24 protein-coding genes are annotated in these 21,964 nt (G+C 35.8%); 8 read left to right on the top strand and 16 right to left on the bottom strand.

Features of this window, described 5'->3' with window-relative positions; all coding sequences use genetic code 11:
* Positions 1-4 precede the first annotated feature (4 nt).
* The 3 genes from topA to M900_RS05380 form a co-directional block, all read right to left on the bottom strand.
* Positions 5-2,509, bottom strand: coding sequence for a type I DNA topoisomerase (topA, locus tag M900_RS05390; RefSeq protein ID WP_021273797.1), 2,505 nt, complete (start codon positions 2,507-2,509; stop codon positions 5-7).
* An 83-nt stretch (positions 2,510-2,592) separates the two neighbouring features.
* Positions 2,593-4,755, bottom strand: a complete 2,163-nt coding sequence (locus M900_RS05385) for a LysM peptidoglycan-binding domain-containing protein (RefSeq protein ID WP_021273874.1) — start codon at positions 4,753-4,755, stop codon at positions 2,593-2,595.
* Positions 4,756-4,762: 7 nt separating this feature from the next.
* On the bottom strand, positions 4,763-5,536 hold the full coding sequence (locus tag M900_RS05380) for a tol-pal system YbgF family protein (RefSeq protein WP_021273882.1): 774 nt from the start codon (positions 5,534-5,536) through the stop codon (positions 4,763-4,765).
* A 115-nt stretch (positions 5,537-5,651) separates the two neighbouring features.
* On the opposite strand from M900_RS05380, the gene M900_RS05375 reads away from it, so the two are divergent.
* Positions 5,652-5,906 carry a hypothetical protein gene (locus tag M900_RS05375; RefSeq protein ID WP_021273873.1) on the top strand — a complete coding sequence of 85 codons (255 nt, stop codon included), beginning with the start codon at positions 5,652-5,654 and terminating at the stop codon, positions 5,904-5,906.
* A gap of 1 nt (position 5,907) precedes the next feature.
* Here M900_RS05375 and M900_RS16985 read toward each other — a convergent pair whose 3' ends face one another.
* The 4 genes from M900_RS16985 to M900_RS05355 are packed head-to-tail and all read right to left on the bottom strand — an operon-like array spanning position 5,908 to position 9,051.
* Complete coding sequence (locus tag M900_RS16985; RefSeq protein WP_021273842.1) at positions 5,908-6,645, bottom strand: hypothetical protein; 738 nt, start codon at positions 6,643-6,645, stop codon at positions 5,908-5,910.
* A gap of 33 nt (positions 6,646-6,678) precedes the next feature.
* Positions 6,679-7,791: an endonuclease/exonuclease/phosphatase gene (locus M900_RS05365; protein ID WP_021273777.1), complete on the bottom strand. Its 1,113-nt coding sequence runs from the start codon at positions 7,789-7,791 to the stop codon at positions 6,679-6,681.
* Positions 7,792-7,799: 8 nt separating this feature from the next.
* A complete protein-coding gene (bcp, locus tag M900_RS05360; RefSeq protein WP_021273835.1) occupies positions 7,800-8,276 on the bottom strand; it encodes a thioredoxin-dependent thiol peroxidase in 477 nt (158 codons plus the stop codon).
* Positions 8,277-8,292: 16 nt separating this feature from the next.
* Positions 8,293-9,051 (bottom strand): MBL fold metallo-hydrolase, encoded by a 759-nt coding sequence (locus M900_RS05355; RefSeq protein ID WP_021273950.1) that lies wholly within the window; start codon positions 9,049-9,051, stop codon positions 8,293-8,295.
* Between the two features lie 67 nt (positions 9,052-9,118).
* Between M900_RS05355 and M900_RS05350 the strand changes: the two genes are divergently transcribed.
* Both M900_RS05350 and M900_RS17665 read left to right on the top strand, forming a co-directional pair.
* Positions 9,119-10,372 carry a M48 family metallopeptidase gene (locus tag M900_RS05350; RefSeq protein ID WP_021273817.1) on the top strand — a complete coding sequence of 418 codons (1,254 nt, stop codon included), beginning with the start codon at positions 9,119-9,121 and terminating at the stop codon, positions 10,370-10,372.
* Between the two features lie 376 nt (positions 10,373-10,748).
* Positions 10,749-10,907, top strand: coding sequence for a hypothetical protein (locus tag M900_RS17665; RefSeq protein WP_021273947.1), 159 nt, complete (start codon positions 10,749-10,751; stop codon positions 10,905-10,907).
* 6 nt (positions 10,908-10,913) lie between these two features.
* Here the strand turns inward: M900_RS17665 and M900_RS05345 are convergent, their stop codons facing one another.
* Positions 10,914-11,414 (bottom strand): hypothetical protein, encoded by a 501-nt coding sequence (locus M900_RS05345; protein ID WP_021273810.1) that lies wholly within the window; start codon positions 11,412-11,414, stop codon positions 10,914-10,916.
* Between the two features lie 87 nt (positions 11,415-11,501).
* Positions 11,502-11,960: a methylated-DNA--[protein]-cysteine S-methyltransferase gene (locus M900_RS05340; RefSeq protein ID WP_021273925.1), complete on the bottom strand. Its 459-nt coding sequence runs from the start codon at positions 11,958-11,960 to the stop codon at positions 11,502-11,504.
* A 54-nt stretch (positions 11,961-12,014) separates the two neighbouring features.
* Here M900_RS05340 and M900_RS05335 point away from each other — a divergent pair, with 54 nt between their 5' ends.
* Positions 12,015-12,629 (top strand): type 1 glutamine amidotransferase, encoded by a 615-nt coding sequence (locus M900_RS05335; RefSeq protein WP_198295948.1) that lies wholly within the window; start codon positions 12,015-12,017, stop codon positions 12,627-12,629.
* Here M900_RS05335 and M900_RS05330 read toward each other — a convergent pair.
* Positions 12,606-13,472, bottom strand: coding sequence for an alpha/beta fold hydrolase (locus tag M900_RS05330; RefSeq protein WP_021273952.1), 867 nt, complete (start codon positions 13,470-13,472; stop codon positions 12,606-12,608). The two genes, M900_RS05335 and M900_RS05330, sit on opposite strands and share 24 nt — an antisense overlap.
* A 118-nt stretch (positions 13,473-13,590) precedes the next feature.
* Between M900_RS05330 and M900_RS05325 the strand changes: the two genes are divergently transcribed.
* A complete protein-coding gene (locus M900_RS05325; protein WP_157680554.1) occupies positions 13,591-13,908 on the top strand; it encodes a hypothetical protein in 318 nt (105 codons plus the stop codon).
* Positions 13,909-13,929: 21 nt separating this feature from the next.
* Here M900_RS05325 and M900_RS05320 read toward each other — a convergent pair whose 3' ends face one another.
* The gene (locus M900_RS05320; RefSeq protein WP_021273802.1) at positions 13,930-14,109 is read right to left on the bottom strand and encodes a hypothetical protein; all 180 of its coding nucleotides are present in this window, start codon (positions 14,107-14,109) and stop codon (positions 13,930-13,932) included.
* A gap of 274 nt (positions 14,110-14,383) precedes the next feature.
* On the opposite strand from M900_RS05320, the gene M900_RS05315 reads away from it, so the two are divergent.
* The gene (locus M900_RS05315) at positions 14,384-14,626 is read left to right on the top strand and encodes a hypothetical protein (RefSeq protein WP_034731503.1); all 243 of its coding nucleotides are present in this window, start codon (positions 14,384-14,386) and stop codon (positions 14,624-14,626) included.
* Here the strand turns inward: M900_RS05315 and M900_RS05310 are convergent.
* From M900_RS05310 to nth, 3 genes are read right to left on the bottom strand one after another with little or no spacing between them, the layout of a single operon-like run.
* Positions 14,610-15,413 carry a DUF2797 domain-containing protein gene (locus tag M900_RS05310; protein WP_034731500.1) on the bottom strand — a complete coding sequence of 268 codons (804 nt, stop codon included), beginning with the start codon at positions 15,411-15,413 and terminating at the stop codon, positions 14,610-14,612. The two genes, M900_RS05315 and M900_RS05310, sit on opposite strands and share 17 nt — an antisense overlap.
* Before the next feature lie 17 nt (positions 15,414-15,430).
* On the bottom strand, positions 15,431-16,114 hold the full coding sequence (locus M900_RS05305; protein WP_021273934.1) for an alpha/beta hydrolase: 684 nt from the start codon (positions 16,112-16,114) through the stop codon (positions 15,431-15,433).
* 7 nt (positions 16,115-16,121) lie between these two features.
* Positions 16,122-16,775 carry an endonuclease III gene (gene nth, locus M900_RS05300; RefSeq protein WP_034731609.1) on the bottom strand — a complete coding sequence of 218 codons (654 nt, stop codon included), beginning with the start codon at positions 16,773-16,775 and terminating at the stop codon, positions 16,122-16,124.
* Positions 16,776-16,830: 55 nt separating this feature from the next.
* On the opposite strand from nth, the gene yidD reads away from it, so the two are divergent.
* Positions 16,831-17,064 (top strand): membrane protein insertion efficiency factor YidD, encoded by a 234-nt coding sequence (yidD, locus tag M900_RS05295; protein WP_021273909.1) that lies wholly within the window; start codon positions 16,831-16,833, stop codon positions 17,062-17,064.
* Positions 17,061-18,449 (top strand): D-alanyl-D-alanine carboxypeptidase, encoded by a 1,389-nt coding sequence (locus tag M900_RS05290; RefSeq protein ID WP_021273789.1) that lies wholly within the window; start codon positions 17,061-17,063, stop codon positions 18,447-18,449. The genes yidD and M900_RS05290 overlap by 4 nt, the downstream gene beginning before the upstream one ends.
* On the opposite strand, the gene priA is transcribed toward M900_RS05290, so the two are convergent.
* Both priA and cysS read right to left on the bottom strand, forming a co-directional pair.
* On the bottom strand, positions 18,446-20,476 hold the full coding sequence (priA, locus tag M900_RS05285; RefSeq protein ID WP_021273815.1) for a primosomal protein N': 2,031 nt from the start codon (positions 20,474-20,476) through the stop codon (positions 18,446-18,448). The genes M900_RS05290 and priA overlap by 4 nt on opposite strands.
* On the bottom strand, positions 20,469-21,938 hold the full coding sequence (cysS, locus tag M900_RS05280) for a cysteine--tRNA ligase (protein WP_034731497.1): 1,470 nt from the start codon (positions 21,936-21,938) through the stop codon (positions 20,469-20,471). Before cysS ends, priA begins: the two co-directional genes overlap by 8 nt.
* Positions 21,939-21,964 lie beyond the last annotated feature (26 nt).

The raw sequence follows: 21,964 nt of genomic DNA, 5'->3' as shown, positions 1-21,964 counted from the left end.
ATTTTTACTCTTCTTCTTTCTTATAATATGGTGTTAGTTCCCAATCAACCTTGTGTTTACACTGTGGACATTCAAGATGCTTTCCATCTCTCTTTGTTTCTTTAACACCCATCACACCATAACCACAAGAAGGACAATCGAATTTCTTAGGTTCTGTCCACATTGCATTTTCACAGTCTGGGTAGCTTGTACAACCATAAAAGATTTTCCCATAACGACTTTGCTTTTCAGCAAATTTTCCAACCTTACACTTTGGACAATTTACATCAATTGTATATGGAAGAGTCGTGTCACATTTTGGATAATCTTCACAGCGAACAAAGCGCCCATACTTTCCTTTCTTTACTTCTAGCTTTCCATTACATGTTGGACATGGATCTCTAAACCAATTCTTTGGTAGAATCTCAATTGTTCCATCAAGATGCTTTTTAAAGTCATGAGTTGAAGTACAGTCTGGATAGTTAGAACACGCAAGGAATTGTCCGTTACGTCCCCATTTAATATGGTATTCACCGTCTTCGCACTTCTTACAGTGGATACCAGTTGGGATTTCTTGCTTCTTAAGGTTTTTCATTTCTTCTTTAGCTTTTTCTAAAGTTTGTTCAAAACCTTGCCAGAAATCTTTGAGAACTTTCTTATATTTAACGTCACCTTCTTCGATCTTATCGAGGAGTTTCTCAACGTTAGCAGTAAATTGAACATCCATGACATCTGGGAAGCTTCCAATAAGCATCTTACATACTACCGTCCCAAGCTCCGTGGACATAAATCTATTTTCAACTTTCTCTACATATCCTCTATCTTGGATATTTGAAATAATTGATGCATAAGTCGATGGACGCCCAATCCCCTTCTCTTCAAGAGTTTTAACTAGTGAAGCTTCGTTATACCTTGGAGGTGGCGAAGTCCAGTGCTCAAGATGCTCAGGGTCTTTCTTTGCCTTCATCGTCTCGCCGACTTCAATTACCGGCAACTCTCCAGATGGCTTAATTTCTTCATCCTCATCATCATTTCCACCTTTCTTTGAAGCACGCTCTGCTGCAGCTTCTAAGAAAACTGTTCTAAAACCAGGAAACTTAATAATGGAACCATTTGCTTTGAAGATATGACCTTCACATTCATAAACAACAGAAGTCTGATCAATAATAGCTTGGCTCATTTGAGAAGAAATGAATTTATTCCAAATAAGCTCATATAATTTCTGCTCATCAGCAGAAAGATCTCCTCTTAGTGCTTGTGGCGTATACTCAAGCGAAGTTGGTCTAATGGCCTCGTGGGCATCTTGTACCTTTCCTCCACCTTTTTTGTTATAGACAATCTCTGTTTCTGAAAGATATTCTTTCCCGTATTTTTCAGCAACGTAATTTCTCAAATTTTGCATTGCCTCTGGCTCTGTTCTAACAGAGTCAGTTCTCATATAGGTAATTAAACCCACTGTACCAAAGTCTGTTGTTGCAATCCCTTCATAAAGCTTCTGTGCAACCATCATTGTCTTCTTGGCCGTGAAACCTAATTTATTAGCGGCTTCCTGTTGTAGCTTAGAAGTTGTAAATGGTGGTGTTGGGTTTTGCTTTCTTTCTTTTTTCTTTACATCAACGACTTTAAAGTCTTTACCTTTAACATCAGAAACAATTTTTAAAGTTTCAGCTTCATCCGTTAGATCATTTTTCTTATTGGGATCAGAGCCATAGTACTTGATCTCAAACGGAATCGAAGACTTCTCCATCTCACCATGAATTGAGAACCACTGCTCTGGAGTAAATGCTTTAATCTCATCTTCTCTTTCAACAATAATTCTAAGAGCTACGGATTGCACTCGGCCAGCAGATATCCCTCTTTGTACTTTATCCCAAAGAATTGGAGATATTTTATATCCCACTAGTCGGTCAAGGACGCGTCTTGTTTTTTGAGCATCATACATCTCAACATTTAACTTTGTTGGATTTTCGATAGCTTTAACAACGGCTGTTTTAGTAACGGCGTTGAAAACTACACGATGAATTTTCTTTTTCTTACCAATCTCTTCCGCTAAGTGAAAAGCAATGGCCTCTCCTTCACGGTCAGGGTCGGGAGCCAGAAAGATTTCATCGGCACCAGCGGCTAGCTCTTGGATTCTTTCAATCTTGGCTTTCTTTCCTGTGATAGGAACAAGATCTATTTCAAAATCTTCTTTAATATCTACACCAAGCTTTGACTTTGGTAGGTCTTTAATATGACCATTACTCGCAACCACTTGATAGCCCTTACCAAGGTATTTTTTGATCGTTTTTGCTTTTGACGGAGACTCAACGATAACAAGTTTATAATTACCCTTGATCACAATACCATCATCTTTAAGTTTTGGTTCAGCATCTTTTTTAGTAACTTTCTTAGTCGTTTTTTTAGCTGTCTTTTTTGCCGCTTTCTTTGTAGTTTTTTTGGCAGTCTTTTTGGCAGCTTTCTTAGTTACTTTTTTCTTTGCTGTTTTTTTCTCTACAGTTTCAGTTTGTACCGTTACTTCATCACTCATGGTGATTTAACTCCTCAGCTCGCATCCTAAAGTAAGTTTAAGATGCGAAAAATTTAAATTCTGTAATTGACGACTAGAATAGTTTAATTAGAGTCAGTATTCAACAACTCATCTATTTCTTCAAGATCAAATTCGGTTAATCCGTACGGATTCTCTTTTGAATTAATATCCTCATCCATATACTTCTTACCAATCTCTGATTCAATCTCATTCATTGATTCGAAAGCATTTGGATCTTTTGGCTTTGCATTATTCTCAATAGAGTCGAGATCTTGTTTTTCAAGATATGCATCTTCATCAATCTTCTTCTCAAGAAGCTTGCCTTCCGCATCAATCAATTCTTTTTCTAATCTTTCAAGTTCTTTTAAGTCCCTCTCATGATCTTTAATAATTGATTTCTCTCTCTCTTGTCTCTCTAATTCTTCAAGTTCGTCTTCACTAATTTGAACATCATCTATTCTATTCAATAAGTCTTGACTCAAGTCATCAAGGTTTAGCTCAACATCAAGTTCTTCAAGACCAAGTTTCTCCTTAGCAAGAGCATCCTTGTTTTTCAAATTATTTTTCAACTGTGCTTGGCGTAAAGCCTTCTCTTCAGTTTTAGTTAATGCAACTGTACCAACCTTAAAGTCTGTATTACTCGACATGACTAGGGCAGTCGCAAAGTTATCACTAAGCGTAATAACAACTAGCTCTCCTGTTACATAAGTCGGTGTATTCGAAATCTTCTTCCCTGTTCCTTCATCGCGGAATGAATAAGTTTCAAAAACGTTTCCAAGTTCAACACCATCAACGCGACCACGGTCGATATAAACTACATCACCTTGAGCTATACCAGATGTAGTCTCTTTATAACTTCCAATAATGGCAGCTTCGATACTTCTCTTATTATAAGACTTGAAAACCTTTTCAATTTTCGGAGTATAGACTGTAATTCTGGCGTTTCTTTCAACAAGACCTGTTAGGTCTGTCACAAGAACTTCCCACTTATCTTCAATTTGGCGAATAGTCTTAATTTGGGCAACAACTGTGTACTTAAGACCTTCACGGTCAGAGATTGGATGCGAAACTTTTCCTTCTGGATAATAAACTGAGAATAGATCACCTGGTCTTGGTTTCACGGATTTATCAAATTTCACATAAACTGTATCTCTGTTCTTGATATAGATTGATTCATCTTGTTTATTTTCAATAACACCAAGGTCTTGAACAAAGTTAGTCGTTAAGAATGTGTTAAGATAGAAGCCTTCTTTAACATCAAATGAAAGTTTCGATGTTTTATCAACACCGTGCTCATCGTAAGCATCAGTAGGCTCAACGATGGTAATTTCAGATAAAGGCGGGTCATACTTCTTATAGTCTTCATTGAGCTCAATTGCTTTAAGTTCAAGAACATCGTCGTAAGTTGCATCTGTAATATATTGAAAGAAGGCCCCTTGATCCTGAAGTCTCTTTCTCTCTCTTAGCCAATCTGGCTGAATATTATCGCCATAATTTGAAAAGTTATTCTGTGCTACTTTAGGGGCTTCTGTTGGGTTCTCAGGAGTCTCTGTGTAGTCTCCAACTTGAATTTTTGGGAAATCAGAACTACTTCCAGTGTCGAAAACAAGGACCTGTCCAGGTTCAATTTCATGAGGGTTTGTGATCTGCGGGTTCATCGACCAAATTTTAGAATAGTAAAACCCTGATCCAAAAAGTCTTTGAGAAATCTTCCAAAGCCAGTCACCTTCTTGTACAACATATCTTTCTACTTTAGATGCTGTTGCAATTTCGTTCCACTCATCACTTGGAATTTTCTTTTCCACAAATGTAGCCAGTTCAAGAAGTCTTTTTTCTTCTTTCCCTACGTCAAAAATTTCAGGCTTCGAGGTAGACTTAACTTCACCTGTCTCAGAGTTTCCAGCGACATTATCTTTTGGCCCTTCTAAAGAAGGCTCTACTTTTTCGACAACTTTTGGAGCTTCGATAAAGTTTTCATCTTTAATAGCATCAAGCTTATCTTGATTTTCTTTTGATAGTTGAACGTCTGGAATAGAGTCGCCAACATCATTTTTTAGGGCCTCAAGATCATCAATCTCTTCGAGTCTTGAAAGATCAAGATCCTGACCAACTTTTCCGTCGTTTAATAATAAATTAACATCTGAATCTTCAAGAAGTTCGAGATCACTAAGATCGTCTGCTCCACTCACATTTGTAAGCAGCATCGACAAAATAAGTAATTTGCAAATTTCTTTAGTTGGTCTCATTTAATTCCTAAGTAGCTTCAAAAAAATCATGAAGAATTGAGTAATAACGCTCTTTCTTCTTATCCATCTTTAATTTCTCAGTACAGACAATTAATCTTCCTAGACTCTTAATTACCAGTCCTGAAAAAGCATATCCACGAATAATCTCTTCATAGATTTGCATTGATAGATCATATTCATTTTGTCTGAATAACATCTCTGCTAAGTAGAATTTTGCACGCACTCTAATTTGTGGGTTACTCGACTCTTCAAGATCTTTTAAAAGAATAAGAGCTGAGTCCATTTTATTTTCCATCACAAACTTATTAGCTTTTTGTAGCGATTGTAACTGTGTTTGAATTTCAGAATCAGAAAGCTTCTTACCTGAAGGAGCTGCTGTGGTCGCCGCAGCTTCCATAATATCGGCCGGAATTTGCGATGAAATACCATTCTTTCCAAACACATCAACAGTCTCTGCAAGATCTGCTTGTGGAGTAATTTTACTTAACTTCTCCATCATCTCCCCTTCTTTAGCCGAAGGTGAGTTTTCGATTTGGTCAGCAGCTTGGTTCTCAGCAGTTTTTATTTTATCAAGAAGACTTTCATATTTTGAAAGCAATTGATCGTATTGTGCTTTTGGTACTGAATTTGTTGATTGATTTGAATTTTCAACTTTTGGATTCGTATTTTCAACCTCTTCGTCGAAAAGGGCCTTCCTTGTACTCATCCATGAACATGAACTAAGGGAAGCAGAAATAGCAATCAAAGTTAAAAATGAAATTTTCTTCCTGAAAAAATTCACTTTTCGTCCTCCATGACCTAAGATTCTTCAGTCTTATAATACTATTGTAGTTTACACTGTAATTAAGTCAATGAAATTTCAGAGAAACTACCAAAATTTGAATCTGGATCATATAATGGAAGCCAATAACAAAGCATACCACTCAGTCATTAGAGTCTCTAAAGCTGACTCCGCATTTTTATATTTTAAGCTTGAGGCCAATGAGGGGCTTTGTTTCTACTCTACTCTGCCATTTGAAAGAGGTGATCAGACTCGAGATATCAAAATTTGCTGCGACATTTCAACAAAAGATGAAACACTGAGACTTTTAGATTTTCTCTCTAAGAATATGAAGATCGAAGTTCTTTCAGAAGAAGAAATTTCCTACTAACTTAGTCACGCTTTGCAATATACTCAAAGATTGCTGGTGCGATATATTTAAAACCAGTATCTTTTGATTTGATATTTGAAAGATGAGTAGTCTTATTTTCTGAGTCATTCATCTTTGGGATCTTCAAATTATAATGCCCAAAAAAAGGTCCGTAGAATTCAGACTTTGTCATACTGTCATCACTAACGAGATCGTAATCATCCACTTTTATATCATTTTCAATTAAAAACTTTATAAATCTTGCAACATCTAAAGTGTGAACAACATTTACTGGTTGATTAAATCCATCGACTTCATCTTTCCGAGACAGAACGAAGACAGGGTTTCTTTTTTCATCAATAAGTCCACCTGGTCTTACTATATAAACTTCACGTGAAAGTGATCTTAGAAAATTCTCATTTGAAATTAATGCCGCAGAGTTTCTTCCCTGGTGATAAACTCCAGTTGAGCTTACAAACGTCCACTTTGACTTAGAATGACATTCGACATGGATTCTTTCTATCAATGCCTGGTAATCGGGAATCGGCGGTAAAGTAAACACGATATGATCGAAAGTTTTCTTTTTAAGAAGTTCATCAATTTTGGAAAACTCAACAACTTCATCAAGACCAAGATTAGAAATTCTAGTTAAGTCACGACTTGTTCCAGTGATAGTTTTAATTTTTGATTGATTATCATTTCTAATTTCTGCAATCAGTATTTTAGCAAGATGTCCGACACCGATGATAAGTAAATTCATAAAATAAAAGGGAGAACGCTGTCTCCCCTCCTATTAATAATTAATTTTAAAAATGACTGGGTAATGGTCAGAGTACCCGGCCTTACTCTTTTCTCTTGCTTTATGATCATAGCGATTAGGCACACCATCAGCTTTTTTCTTTGGATGTCTTCTCATCGAGTTTTCATCTTCAATATCATTATCATATTTATTAATAAACTCTGGGGCATAGATATGGTAAGAAGATATATCAAGATCTGGCAAAGTACCATTACCTAAATTCTTGTTGAAGAAAATTCTATCAAGATGATTCCACTCACCTTCCCTAGCATAGAAATAAGACCCTTTAGGATTTGTATCAACAAATGACTTGTCATTTTTCTTTACGTTATAAAATTCCTCTCCAAGATCTTTAATACCAGATTCAACCAGAAGAACATCTGTAAAAGGGTGCTTATTTCCTTTCTTCTTTAACTTAGGAATCGTATTAAAATCTCCCATTGCGAGAATAAGAGCATCTTTATTTGTTTTTTCTATTTCAATAAATCTCGCCTTCAAGGTAGTAGCAGCTAGCTCACGAGCGATATCTGGATTACCAAGACTCGGCCAGTGATTAACGAATACGAAAAGATCATATTTATTTGCAAGACGAAATTGAACTTCAAGAATATTTCTCGTTGGTCTTTTAACAAAGTATTCACCCTTAATTTCATGCTCTAGTTTTTTTACAAACTTAAGATCGGCATCCTCTTTGTAAAGTAAGGCCAGGTCAATCCCACGTTTATCAGGACTATTTGAAACTACAAATTTTTCATAACCAATAACTTTGGAAAGTTTAGAAATAACATTCTCATTTTCAATCTCAACAAGACCAAGAATATTTGGGAGAACTTTTCTTTCTTTAAGAAGTACGTCTTTGATCTGAGAAAGTTTTATATTTAGCTTTTCTTCAGTCCAGTCGATCTCAAAACATTCTTGACGACGATAGTGAGAACCAATCTTCTTACAAGCTTCTTTCTTCCCTTTTGTATCCTTTGGAAGAAATGTCCAATCTTCTTTTCCCTCATCATGAACAGTATCAAAAAGGTTTTCAACGTTATACGATATTAACTCGATCGACTTTCCAAAAGTAATTGTCGAAATAAGTAATAATAAAATTAATTTCATCTGCTATCCTATAATTTATTTTCTTTAATCCATGCGATGACATCATCGTGGTGAGTTTTTGTTTTAACTTTTTCAATAATGTGCTTTAACTTTCCATCTTTACCAATGATAAAAGTCATACGGTGAACACCGATATACTCTTTTCCCATAAACTTCTTTGGTCCCCAGCAACCATATTTCTCGGTGACTGAGTGATCCTCATCTGACAGTAGTGTAAAATTTAACTTTTGCTTTTCAATGAATCTTTGAAGCCTTTCTGGTGCATCTGGGCTCACTCCAAATACAACTGTATCGAGTTTTTTAAAATCATTCTTTGTATCTCTAATTCCACATGCCTGAACTGTACATCCAGGAGTCATGGCCTTTGGATAGAAGTATAGAACAACATTACTCTTTCCTTTGAAGTCTTTTAGTGAAACTTTCTTTCCATCCTGATCAACTAGTGTGAAAGCAGGTGCTAGGTTTCCTATTTTAGGTAAGCTCATATAATCTCCTTATTATTTACCAAGTATCTCTAAGTTTTCTAAGTTCGATAAATCTTTCTTCTCTCGTCGCAGCAGAACGAGTAAATCGATCTACAATATTTTTTTCATCGAGTCTAAAAAAGACATTGATATTTTTTTCCTGGCCAATTGTTGTATCAAATTGCCCTTGAAAATTTTCCACTAAATTCTTTGCTACTTCATTTTCTGGCTCGATACTTAAAGTGAATTTTAAGTTGTTAAGAATATAATCATGTCCAGGATATAAAACAACATCATCTTGAAGAATGTTTAGTAATTTTTCAATACTTTGAAAAAGTGTTTTGGGATCTCCACCATTTTTACAATTACCAACTCCAGCATTAAAAATTGTATCCATTGTGATAACACTTTCTTGAACTCCATTTTTTTGAAGAAGTAAGCAAATATGATCCTTCGTATGTCCAGGAGTATAGATAAAGTCCAGTTGACCAACTTCTAGCTTTAACGAATCTCCATCCTCAATAAAATTAGTCACAAGATCGCGATTCCCCCAAAACTCAGAGTGCGCGTAAACCTTACAACCATGTTCATTCATTAACTTCTCAAACCCTGCAACATGGTCTGGGTGATTATGTGTAATAATAATCCCAGACAGTTTTTTTCCATTCTGAAGTAACCAAGCATCAACTTGAGCAGGTATCAGTGGGTCAACAACGATTACATTTTGCGATGTTTCCTCGATGAAGTAGTTATAATTGCGTAATGGACTCTCCGTGTATATTTTATGAACTTTCATTTTGCTTCCAAAGTATGTAAGATTTAGCAAATCATACTAAAATAAATAGGAAACAAAAAGGAAGCACATGGTCGAGCTATCAAGTTTATCTAAAATTTTTCTTGCTTGTATCTGTCTAAAGGGACTCACTGAGTCATATCTAGATAAGAGAAATAAATTACATATTTTAAAACATAGAAATGAAGTTCCTGAAAAATTCGCAGCGAATATTACTCTCGAAGACCACCAAAAAGCAGCTGATTACTCAGTAACAAAAATTAATGTTGGAAACTTTTTTAACTTCATTGGTTATATTATTCTAATTGCATGGACACTATTTGGCGGACTTGATCTTTTAAATAATTGGGTTCTTCAATTTCAACTTGGTCCAATTGCAACTGGCGTTCTTTTCATTCTTGCCTTTGTTTTTATCAATTCAATTATTTCACTACCACAAAGTCTTTATACGACTTTTGTTATTGAAGATAGATTTGGATTTAATAAAACGACAGTAAAGACCTTTATTTCAGATCTTATCAAAGGAACAGTTATTGGTCTTATTATTGGAGTTCCCCTTCTTTTTGGAATTTTGAATATTATGGAGAAGCTTGGAACATATTGGTGGCTATACGCCTGGGCATTTCTAAGTGCTTTCCAATTACTACTTATGTGGATTTATCCTACTTTTATTGCGCCACTATTTAATAAGTTCACAGCGCTTGAAGATGGTGAAGTTAAAGACAAAATTTTAGATCTTTTAAAACGTACTGGCTTTGAAAGTAACGGTCTATTTGTAATGGATGCAAGTAAGAGAAGCGGGCACGGGAATGCTTACTTCACTGGATTTGGAAAAAATAAACGAATTGTTTTTTTCGACACATTAATTAATACACTTGATGCATCTGAAGTTGAGGCGGTACTTGCCCACGAGCTTGGCCACTTTAAGCGTAAGCATATCTTAAAAATGATGATCAAGGCCTTCGCAATGAGCTTCATTGGTTTTTACATCCTTGGGGCATTAATGAATACTCAATGGTTTTATGAAATGCATGGTGTACATTCCAATGCTAATTACATGACACTGATTCTCTTCACTTTAGTTAGTGGTGTTTATACTTTTTTCATCACACCAATCTCAGCATGGTCTTCAAGAAAATATGAATTTGAGGCAGATGAATTCGCGGCCAATAACTCAAGTGCGAAGGATTTGATTTCGGCCCTGGTGAAGATGTACAAGGATAATGCCAGCACTCTTACTCCAGATCCAACTTACAGTGCATTCTATCACTCACACCCACCTGCACTGATCAGAGTTAAGTTCCTAGAAACTTTTCTTAAATAGTTAATTTCTCATACTGCGGCCAGTTTTTAATGATCTGGCCACTGTTACTTTTTAAACTGCTCCATTTAAATGGGGACAGAATTCTTGATTACCCAAAGATTACGTCACGATAGATACAGCTATTTCTGGCTGTTCGAATAATAAGACAATAAATATTTAATATAGTAGAGAATCTTCCAAAATTGTCCCCATTTAACTGGAGCAGTTAATAAGTTACTTTTTGACACTAGTTTATTTACAGAATAAATATAAACCATTTAAGTTTTTGAAATAATCTTACAATAATCCTAAAAGTGGCCAGGTGCGACGACACTCTCTTGACGCTCTTCAAAATATTGAACAATATGCACCTAATCAATACTTTTATGAGGTGTTTATGAAATTTACTTTAGCTCTAGTAGCGTTAGTTGTATCTTTGCTTTGTTCTTACCATACGGCAACTCCAAAGAAAGCGCTTTTTGGTATTAATAAAAGTTCACCGATTGATGATCATGGACCAACAAAACCACCACCGAAGGGCGGTAAGAAGGGATAAGAGAGCTTAACTAACTTTCTTAGCTTCCTGTAAGGCCTTTTCAATATTTGCATGGTCTTGGATTAATTTCTTCATCTTTAAGAGGTAGGGCTTTGATTCAGGACTTTTAGCATACATCACTTTAATAAGTTTATTCATTTCCACTTCTAGAACTTTTGCTTCACTTATAAAGACTGCGATAAGTTTCATTTGAGCTTCAAGAATTTGTGCATCTGAAGGAGGCGCAACAGCTTTCGCTGCAAGTGGAATTACATCTGCGCCATTTTTTTCACGATCTTCTTCTTGAGGATTTTTAATCACGAGAGAATTATTGTCATTTCTTCCAACAAGAGCTTGTGCGGTAAACTCTAAAAGAACCCCATTAACAAGCGTTGAGTCATCATCTGATTTTTTAGGCGCAACTTCTGCTGAAGAAGTCGTCGCTTCTTCTTTAACAGCACTCAGCTCAACCTCTGCAGATTTTCCTGCTGAAGCTTCTGAGTCAATGTCTTTATTTTTTTCAGTCATTTTATACGCCCTACTCAGCTTAACATATCGACATATAACTAAAAAAAATTAATGTTGAAAAGGTTCATTACAAATGATTTTAAGTACTTAGAATTGCACACGTTCCAGTTTAAGGAGGTTTTTCTTCATTTCCATGCCAAATGCAAAGCCACCCAAATGATTACTAGCACTTACACGGTGACACGGGATTAGAATAGGAAGAGGATTCTTATTACAGGCTCCCCCTACTGCACGAGAGTAGTTTAAACCGCCAACATGAAGAGCTAATTCACCATAACTCATCATTTTGCCATACTCAATATTTCCCATTTGCTTCCAGACCAAACGTTGAAACTCAGATCCTTCGGCCTTAAAGGGAATTGAAAATTTTTTGAGTTCACCATTAAAATAACCTTGTAGCTCATTTTTAAGCGCTTCTTGCAAAGGTGTTAGTAGTGAAGTTTGCTCTAATGAGGAATTTTCTTCAAGAAACTCTATTTTTTTGATATAGCTTCCATCATCTTCAATTAGAAATTTAAACTCATTTATCGTTAGGACTGTTTTCATATGAAACCTATTGCTATTATCGATTGCGCTATTGAATCCCCATCATATAACTGTATGAATAAGATAGTCCAGAGTCATGGCATCCCTTTTACGTACCACTGGGTTTCAACTTTTGGAACTGACTCCCTAGACTTTATTGACGAGGCATCTGGCTATATCATTTTTGGTAGCGACTCAAATGTCTCAGATAGACTTCCTTGGCAAATTGACCTCTCAAAGAGAATGAAAGCGAAAATAGAAGCGGGAATTCCAGTTCTAGGGATTTGCTTTGGTCACCAATTGATGGCCGATGCTTATGGTGCGACAATAGATTTGGTTAAGCCTGACAATAGATGCTTTGAGGGAACAAGAAAGCAGAAAGTTTTAACAGACCACCTCGGATTTAAAACAAATGAAGAATTAGAAATATTTATTACTCATCACTATGAAGTAAAGAATCTCCCGCAAGAATTTATCCATCTCTCAACTTCTTCTGATTGTTTTTATGATGGTCTTGCTCACAAGACAAAACCATTCTTTAGCTTTCAAGGTCATCCAGAAGCTTCGAGACATTTTGTAGAAAATCATATTGAAAGTAAGTTGCCTGAAGAACAAGTTCTTTCAGGCCTTAGCGGTGGGAACAGAGTAATTTCTAATTTTATCGAATTAGTTAGACTCACTTCCGTATAAAACATCAGTCATCGCAGATTTTAAATACTCGAAGTAAGGCAATCTGTACTTATCAAGTTCATTATGAATTTCGTGGTAAGCCCCTTCGATAACTTTCAGTTCAAAATTAGTTTCAACATTTTTAAAGTAATGATCAATTGCTTCAGGAGAAACAATCCCATCAGCACTACCATAACTACAAAAGCTAGGAACACCTGAATTTATTTTCTTTGAGAAGACTTCTCGAGACTCTCTCACTAGCTCAAGTAATAATTTTGAGTGAAGCTTCATGTGATTAAGATCATCTGAAACATAGTCATCAATTACATCCTGACGATGAGAAAGGTATTTTAAGTCAACCATACCACCAAGCGGAAGACTTGCTCTAAAACTACTTAGCTTTGTAATCAAATTATCTGGAACAAGATCAACGATTTTTCCAAGAGCACCAGGAATTCCAACCGGTGGAGCATTAACAATAACTGACATTGGTCTATTATCATCAGAAAAATATTTCTGAGCATAGCCACAAGTAATCAGTGCTCCCATTGAATGACCAAAGAGAATATAGTGTTTCATATTATATTTTTCTCTAAGATACTTTATACACTGATCTAAGTCCTGATAGAAAACTTTAAAATCAGAGATGTACGCCTTCTCTCCTCCACTTCTTCCATGTCCCCTAAGATCATATTGAAAAATATTGAGATCATGACCAAAAAGGTCTACGAGATAAGAATGACGTTGCAAATGTTCTCCAATCCCATGAGTAGCAATTAGCCAAACTTTTGAGCCTTTTTCATATACCTGAGTAAAAAGCTTTGTTCCATCATCCATCGGAATTGTTCTTTTAATAGGCTCCATTTTTTCTCCTTAAAAAAATCTGCACTTTTGGTATAATATAGAAATTATAAAAAAGGTTGAATATATGTATTGTCCAAAGTGCCTAAATAGTAGTCTACACATTAATTCTCGTGGCGTCATGCACATTATTATCAATGGCAAGCAGATGGATGCCGGTCGCTTTCTTTTTAACTTTGAAAAGGACAAATCGACATTTGTTTCTGATCTTGAAACTAAACTTGATGAATTCTTTAAGTGGTATTCAAACTTTCAAAATATAGATTCGATCACGAAAATCGAAATATGTACGAGTGATGTTTCTTGCGAAAATAAATGTAGTATCCCAATCAATAATCGCTTTTCAGTAATTGATATCGCAATATCTAGTAAGAAGTTAAAAGAAATATTAGATGAACATGCAAGAAAGTACGGCCTAGAAATTCATATGATTTCATAAAAAAACTCCACAATGTGGAGTTTAAAGTTTATGCTTTTTTAATTTCAAAGCACCCATTATCTTAGCTAGAAATATTTTTTTCGTTGGATCTTTCAACTGAGAGAGTTTTCTATCAACAAGTAATTGAGCTTTCTTTTGTGCACCCTGTTCTAACTTTTTTTCAAGTCTCTCTAAGTCTAGCTCTGCTGAAAAATCCTTCATTCTGTCTCTCCCGAAGTCTCTTATTTGCTATTTAAAGCATTTTATTTTCTATCGACAAAATAACAAAATAAATTTAAAAAAAACTCACATTTACCACATAAACAACTAAAAATACGTAACTAGTTAACTATATTACCCATATTTATTAACCTAAATAGACTGGAAAAAATGGCGACTCTGTAACAATCATTTAATAATTCACACTCAATATGGAGATATGATCGCAAGTAGGCACCCCCTTGCTTGAGATTTCAGCAATAGGTATTATTAAGCAATGAAACTTTTGAAATTTCTCACATGCAAAGAGGTCTATGATCATAATCATGGATCATCTAAAACTAAGCGCTCAAAACTACTTGTCAGCATGCATATGTTTATCTGTAAAAACTGTCAGCATTTTGAAGAAGCACTTATGAAAGTAGAAGTGAAAATGAAAGACTCAATCAAATATGGTCAAAGAAAGCTCAACCCTGAAAAGGTTGAGCAGCTAAAACAAAGTATTAAGAAAAAGCTTTAAACTCAATCTCATAACCCTGGTGTTTTCTCATATTAATTACACCCGTGTCTAAAATTAAGTACTGACCTTTAATTCCAACTAATGTCCCTTCTACAATCGGCTTCTTATCAAAACCCAATGAAGTTACTTTTGTTGGATATTCAAGAACTGGATATTTAATTGTTGTGATCTCTTCTTCAAGATCTTCAACATCAAAGGAATCTAGAACATCTGCGAGATCTTCAAAAACTTCCTCGCGCTTATCAAAGAGATCAATCTCGGGAACATTACCTTGAAGCATTTTTCTCCAATTAGTTTTGTCTTTATAAAAACGGGCGATCTCGACTTCGATTTCACCTGATGTTTTACGATCCTCTACTTTTAAAATTGGAAGAGCATAGCTTGCCCCTTGATCAATCCAACGCGTTGGAACTTGTGTGTGTCTTGTAATCCCAACTTTGAGATCACTTGATACGGCGAGATAGATATAGTGTGGGATAAAGCAGTGCTCTTTCCCCCACTTAGGATCGCGACATGTCCCCTTAGCGAAGTGACAAAGCTCAGGCTTAATAATACAAGTATCACACTCAGGAAGCGTGATAAAGGCCTTATATGAATAACCTTGGCCATACGACTTTGTTATTTTCTCCCCTGTGGCAATACAGTTAATCATTCCATCAAATTTCATGGAAATTTTCTTACCAACAAGTTCATTCATATCAACGAGACTATCTCCTAGAGGAAGTTGGTACATTGCCAGCCCATCTTCTAGTCTCGTCTTCATTTTTCTAATATTACCTATTGTCATTTTAATCCCTTAATTTTTTACTCACGAATAAGAAACTCTTTTAATCTCTCAATTACATTAAGTGGAATTTCATGCCCCCCATTAAATGGATGAAATTCATATGTTGCCACATTCTTTTCCAATAATTCACTTAACCTCTTTGCTAATGAAAAAGGTAGAACCATATCCCCTTGCCCATGGGATTGAAAAATTGGAATATCTCTTAGACCACTCACTTTCTCATTCATCAGATCTTGATCAAATAATGTTGAAGATAAAAGAAAGATTTTTGAGATTTTTGAAACATCTTGTAAAGCACATGAAAGTGAAACCATTGAACCTTGTGAAAATCCTCCAAGAAGAACCTTTGAATGGATTTGACTGATTTCATCAATACACTTCATCACCCTATCTCGGGCCTCAAAAATTCCTTCTGGGTTATGATCAGCAAATAAAGTTTCAAATGTTCCATTCATCTGAGCTATTTGCAATTTCATCATGTCAATTGGAAACCATGCACGGCCAGTCATCCCCATTCCAATATCAACTCCTAGAGGTCCATCGAGGAAATACCAATTGAACAGACCTTGTGGATCGAGGTAACTATGAAGTGGTGCGAGGTCTTTAAAACTTGCGCCATAACCATGGAGAACGATAACCGCCTGATCACCGGTACCTTTTTTATAAATTGTATCGATATTTGAAACTCTCATAAATTCCATAAATAACCTATGCCTTTTTATATTTCTTTTCACGCTTACGGTCTGGAAAGCATGTCTGACAGATTTCACACTGAAGTCCATTGCACTGACGGGCCGTACAATATTTACGTCCGTAGAAAATGATTTGCAGATGGAGCTTATTCCAAAGGTTCATTGGAAAAAGTCGTTTACAATCTTTTTCTGTCTGATCAACATTCTTGCCATTTGTTAACCCCCACTGCTGACAAATTCGGTGAATATGAGTATCAACCGGAAATGCCGGAACACCAAAAGCTTGTGCCATGACAACAGACGCTGTTTTATGTCCAACCCCAGGAAGCTTTTCAAGATCCTCAAAACTTGCGGGAACTTCACCACCGTGTTCATTCATGAGAATATGTGACAGGTCATAAATCGCCTTGGCCTTTCTTGGAGCAAGACCACATGGCTTAACGATCGCCTCAATTTCTGGAACACTAAGTTTAATCATCTTCTTTGCACTATCAGCGAGTTTAAAAAGGGCAGGTGTCACTTTATTTACCCTTTCATCTGTGCATTGTGCAGAAAGGAGGACAGCAATTAACAAGGTAAATGCATTAGTGTGATCGAGAGGTACTGGAGTCTCGGGAAAAAGTTCCTCAAGGCGCTCCACAACATAATTTGCTACTTCTTTTTTATTCATACTATTTTTTAGCAAAAAAAGTGCAAACCTTCCAGAGATAAGGTAAATTGAAAGAATGAAATCATTTTTTCTTATGCTCATAAAGTTTTATCAGTACTTTCTAAGCCCATTTCTCGGAAGAAATTGTCGATTTCACCCAACCTGTTCTTCCTATGCCAAGGAATGCTTTGAAAAACACGATGCAGGACATGCACTACTTTTAACGACCAAGAGAATTTGTCGCTGTCACCCATTCTCAGCAGGAGGTTATGATCCTGTCCCCGAAATAAAAGAAGGAAATAAGAAATGAGAAAAGTATTAATTCTCCTCTCTCTCACACTCACCACCTTTGCTAAAATAAATATTGATTCCTTACTTAAAAAATATGGTGTTACTAAGAACCAAGTAGGAATTGCAATAATAGATAAGAACGGATCAAACCAATTTGCCCATAATGCAGATTCAATTTTCATCCCTGCATCGACATTTAAAATTATTAGTGCTTACTATATTTTAAAAAATACAGATATTGAAAAGAGATTTGAGACAAGTATTTCAATTGATGGAGAAATACAAAATAACATCCTCAAAGGAAACCTCATCATTCATTCACAAGGAAACCCTTTCTTTCTAAGCAGTGATCTGATCTCCCTTCTTTATGAGCTAAAGCAGCGAGGAATTAAAACAATAGAAGGACAAATTCGACTAACCGGAGATCTTCCAAATATTTCTTCAATTGGAAGCGTTGGTCTTGACGATCAATCTTACAACCAGGGACTTTCATCATTTAATATTAACTTTAATCGCTTTCGTCTCTTTGGACTTAGTAATGGAGATTTTCTCTCTCTTCCCTACCTTCAAGGTCTAGAAGTTAATAAAAATAATTCTCCAATGGGTCCCGGTGAGATCATAAAGAGAAATTATAAGAATACAGAAAAAGAAGAGTGGTACTACCAAACGGCTAAGCGTGGAAAATTTGAAATTCCCATTCGCGACACTGAAATAATTTATCTTAGTTACATCAAAGAAATTCTAAGTAAATTTGATATTATAGTTTTAAATAAAAAATTAAACAAAGAGAGAAGTAGTCATATTAATATTTCGAGAACATCCTCTCCTTCTATCAAGAGGCTTATCGAACTGTCTCTCGAGTATTCAAACAATCTCTTCATTGAAACTCTCATGCTCTATGTAACAAAGGAAAAGAATCTTCAGGATGCTGCTATACAAATCCAGAACTTTCTACTCTCAGAAAAGTTGATTACAAAGAATGATATAAATAAAAACATCAAAATTGATCGCGCCTCAGGACTTTCAACTTCTATGTTTATCACACCATCTCTTTTTACTCGGATCATATCTAAAATTTACAACCAAAAAATTGGAGATAAATTCTTCTTTTCATATCTCTCTCTCGCTGGCAGTACAGGGTTTATTGCAAAGAATTTCTTAGACCAAAAGACCTTTGAAAACTTCTACGCCAAAACCGGTTCTCTTGATTATATCAATAATATCTGCGGAGTCTGGATTAAGGGACAAGAGAAGTTTTTTTGCATCATGATCAATGACAAAGACTTACGACAAAAACTTGATGGAGTAAACTCTAGCGAGAATGAAGAGCTTCGCCAAACAGCAAAGAAGTGGAAAAATGCAAAAGACCAATTACTTGAAGAGTTAATAAAAGTACTTTTCTAGAGGATCTGGTATGGATCAACATCGACTTTAATAGAGTAAGACTTATCTATCTTATTAGTATTCTCAAAGTAGCTTACAATTGAGTGCAAGGTATTCACATTCCCAGATACTACAGTGAAAGACCAAGTAAACATATTCGCCCTCCTCTCAATCATGGCAGGAGTTGGTCCCCAAATCTCGTACTGATTTTCTGCTTGAGAAATTGAAGCATAAAGTCTATTCACTTCTCGTGAAACTTGTGTAACTAGCTTTTCACGATCACGACCTGAAACATGAATTGCAATCATTTTAGAAAATGGAGGAAAGTTACCAATTCTTCTCGGGTTTAATTCAAAGTCATAGAATTTTGAGAAATCATGATTCTCAATGAATTTAAATAATGGATTATCTGGAAGAAGAGTCTGGATCGCAACTTTTGCATGATCAGAGTATCTTCCGGCACGTCCAAGAATCTGAACTAACATTTGATAGGTTTTTTCCATACTCCTAAAGTCTGGAAAGTTAAGCATTGAGTCTGTTCCAAGAATCAGAACAAGGTTAACTCGTTTAAAGTTATGACCTTTTGAAAGCATCTGAGTCCCAACAAAAATATCAGTTTCACCGGCATGAAATTTATCAAGCTTTTCTTCAAGCTTTTCAAGATTTGTAATTTCATCACGGTCAAATCTCTCAATTGATTTCCCGGGAAAATATTCGAGGAGTACTTCTTGTAATCTCTCAGTTCCATAGCCCTGTTGTAATAAACTCATATTCCCACAACTTGGACAAATTTCAGGAAGAGGTATTTGATAGTCTGAGTGTCCTGACGAGAGAATATTTTTCTTCTTAAAAAATCGCAGTGGAACACCTGTATTTGGATCTTCAAATTTATGACCACAGTTTCGACATTGGATAAAGTTAGCAAATCCAAGTCGGTTAACAAAGACAAGCACCTGCTCTTTTCTCTCGAGAGCTTCAGTAATCAGATCAAGAGAACGTTTTTCAAATGGCCATATAAAGAGCGCATCATCACGTTTCTTATCTCCGTGACGACGACTATCAATAAGTTCAATATCAGGAAATGAACCGGCCGCTCTCTTTTCAAGCGTAAAGTAATTATCTCTCTTTGTAGTCGTAAAGGTATGGTAGTTTTCAAGACTTGGGGTGGCCGACCCAAGGACAACTGGACAATCAAAGATCTGTGCCTTTTTAATTGCTACATCTCGTCCATTATAAGCGCAACGATCACTTTGTTTAAAAGAGTTATCGTGCTCCTCATCGACAATGACAAGGCCAATATTATCACTAGGTAGAAAAACCGAGCTTCGAACCCCCATAATAAGAACGGGCTTATTACTGCGCTTCAAAAATTTCCACACTTCGTTTTTATGAGAGTCTGTCACACCCGAGTGATAACTAAGAATTGGACAGTCTAAAAATCTTCTAAAAGTTTCTGTAAACTGAGGAGTTAAATTAATCTCAGGAAGAAGGAAAAGCACGCTCTTTCCACTTTGTAGTACTTCCTTGATGAGGTTTAAATAAATAAGAGTCTTACCACTTCCCGTCACACCGTGAATATAGAAACGATCAAAACCCATAAAAAGTTTATCGCTAATTGAGAGAAAAGCATTTCTTTGCTCTTCATTAAGTTCAAACTCAAAAGGCTCATTACTTCCATGAGCAATATCAACTTCACGAGGTCTTTTTAAAATTTTTGGTAGGCAGTCCCAAACCAGCATGCCGAGATTATAGTGGTAGTACTTTGACATCCACATATAAAGCTCTAACTCTTTTTCAGAGAGAGTGAAGTCACTATCAAAACGTGCAGAGATAGGCTTTAGTTTATACTCAGTAGTAATTTTTGTAAGTTCATCTTCTGAAAGAGAAAAAGGGAGCACTACTCCCTTCGCCTTTCTTCTTCCAAGAGGAACCTCAACCAGTGAACCAATAGGAAGGGCCTCCCCATCAGTCTGATAAGTAAGAATCCCGTCACCGGCAGGAAAATTAACGGCGACTTGGCAATATTTTGATTCAAGCAGATTATGCATTATCTATTTTTACAGACCACTCAACACCTGAAGCAGTGTCACTGAAATCAATTCCCATTGCAGATAATTCATCACGATACTTATCAGCTGCGGCCCAGTCCTTATCTTCTCTGGCCTTCGCTCTCTTTGCGATAATTTCTTCAACTAACTTCGCATCGATATTTCTTCTCTTAATCATAAGATCGTTGATGGCCTTTAAAAATACTGTTGGCTCTTCATTAAAAAGGGCCATCATCTGTCCATACTTTGAAAGCCATGAAGTAAATAACTTCGCTGTTGGAGCAGAGTTAATATCCTTAGCTTTCTTTTCAAGATTTAAACCATTGAATGCTCTTACTGCTTCATAGATTGAAGCGATAAGCTCACCTGTTGCAAAATCATCACAAACAGATTTTTTAATATTCTTATCAAGTGTATTTAAAAGTTCAGCAAATTTCTTATTTGCAATTGCTGCATCAGTTGTTTCAAAACTAGAAACTTCATTCGCAACTTTAAGTGCACGATAAACTCTAAGTAAGCTTGCAAATGTCTGATCAATTTTTTCATCACTAACATTTAGAATCGAACGATAGTGAGTAGAGAGAATTAAGAATTTTAAAACTTCTGGGTGATACTCATCCATGAACACTCTTGCCGGAATAATATTTCCTAAAGATTTACTCATCTTCTCACCTTGCATATTAATGAAGTTATTATGCATCCAGTAGTTACAGTACTTACATCCAGTACATCCCTCTCCTTGAGCAATTTCATTTTCATGGTGTGGAAAAATAAGATCAATTCCACCACCATGAATATCAATTGAATCTCCTAGGATTGCTCTAATCATTGCAGAACATTCGATGTGCCATCCTGGACGTCCAGCACCCCAAGGAGAATCCCAACTTGGCTCACCTTCTTTAGATGGTTTCCAAAGGACAAAGTCATGCGGATTTTTCTTTCTTTGATCAACTTCAACTCTTTGACCTGCATTAAGATCTTCAAGAACTTTTCCAGAAAGTTCACCATAAGTTGAGAATGAATCTATTGAATAGAAAACCTCTCCATCAATTTCATAGGCCTTATTATTTTTAATTAATGTTTCAACATATGAAATAATTTGTGGGATATACTCTGTTACTTTTGGGTTATGATCGTGTGGACGAAGACCGAGTCTTTTGAAATCTTCTTTGAATTTTTCGATAAATCTTTCACTAATAACAGTTGATTCAACACCTTCTTGGTTAGCAAGATTGATAATCTTGTCATCAACATCTGTGTAGTTGTACACGAAATTTACTTTATAACCGAGATGTTCCATCCAGTTTCTTGCAAAGTTAAAGAAAATTGGACCTCTAAAATTTCCAATGTGCAGTAAGCCATAAACTGTTGGGCCGCACAAATATAATTTAATTTCACCTGGATTTAGGGGTTTAAATGTTTCTTTGTTCTTTGTTAAGGTATTATAAATTGAAAATTCCATTACCACTCGCTTTATAAAAATATTTG

The organism is Bacteriovorax sp. Seq25_V (genome assembly GCF_000447795.1).
In the GTDB taxonomy this organism is placed as follows: domain Bacteria; phylum Bdellovibrionota; class Bacteriovoracia; order Bacteriovoracales; family Bacteriovoracaceae; genus Halobacteriovorax_A.
The sequence above is the reverse complement of the archived record's forward strand: the minus strand, read 5'-3'. Positions and strand labels throughout refer to the sequence as shown.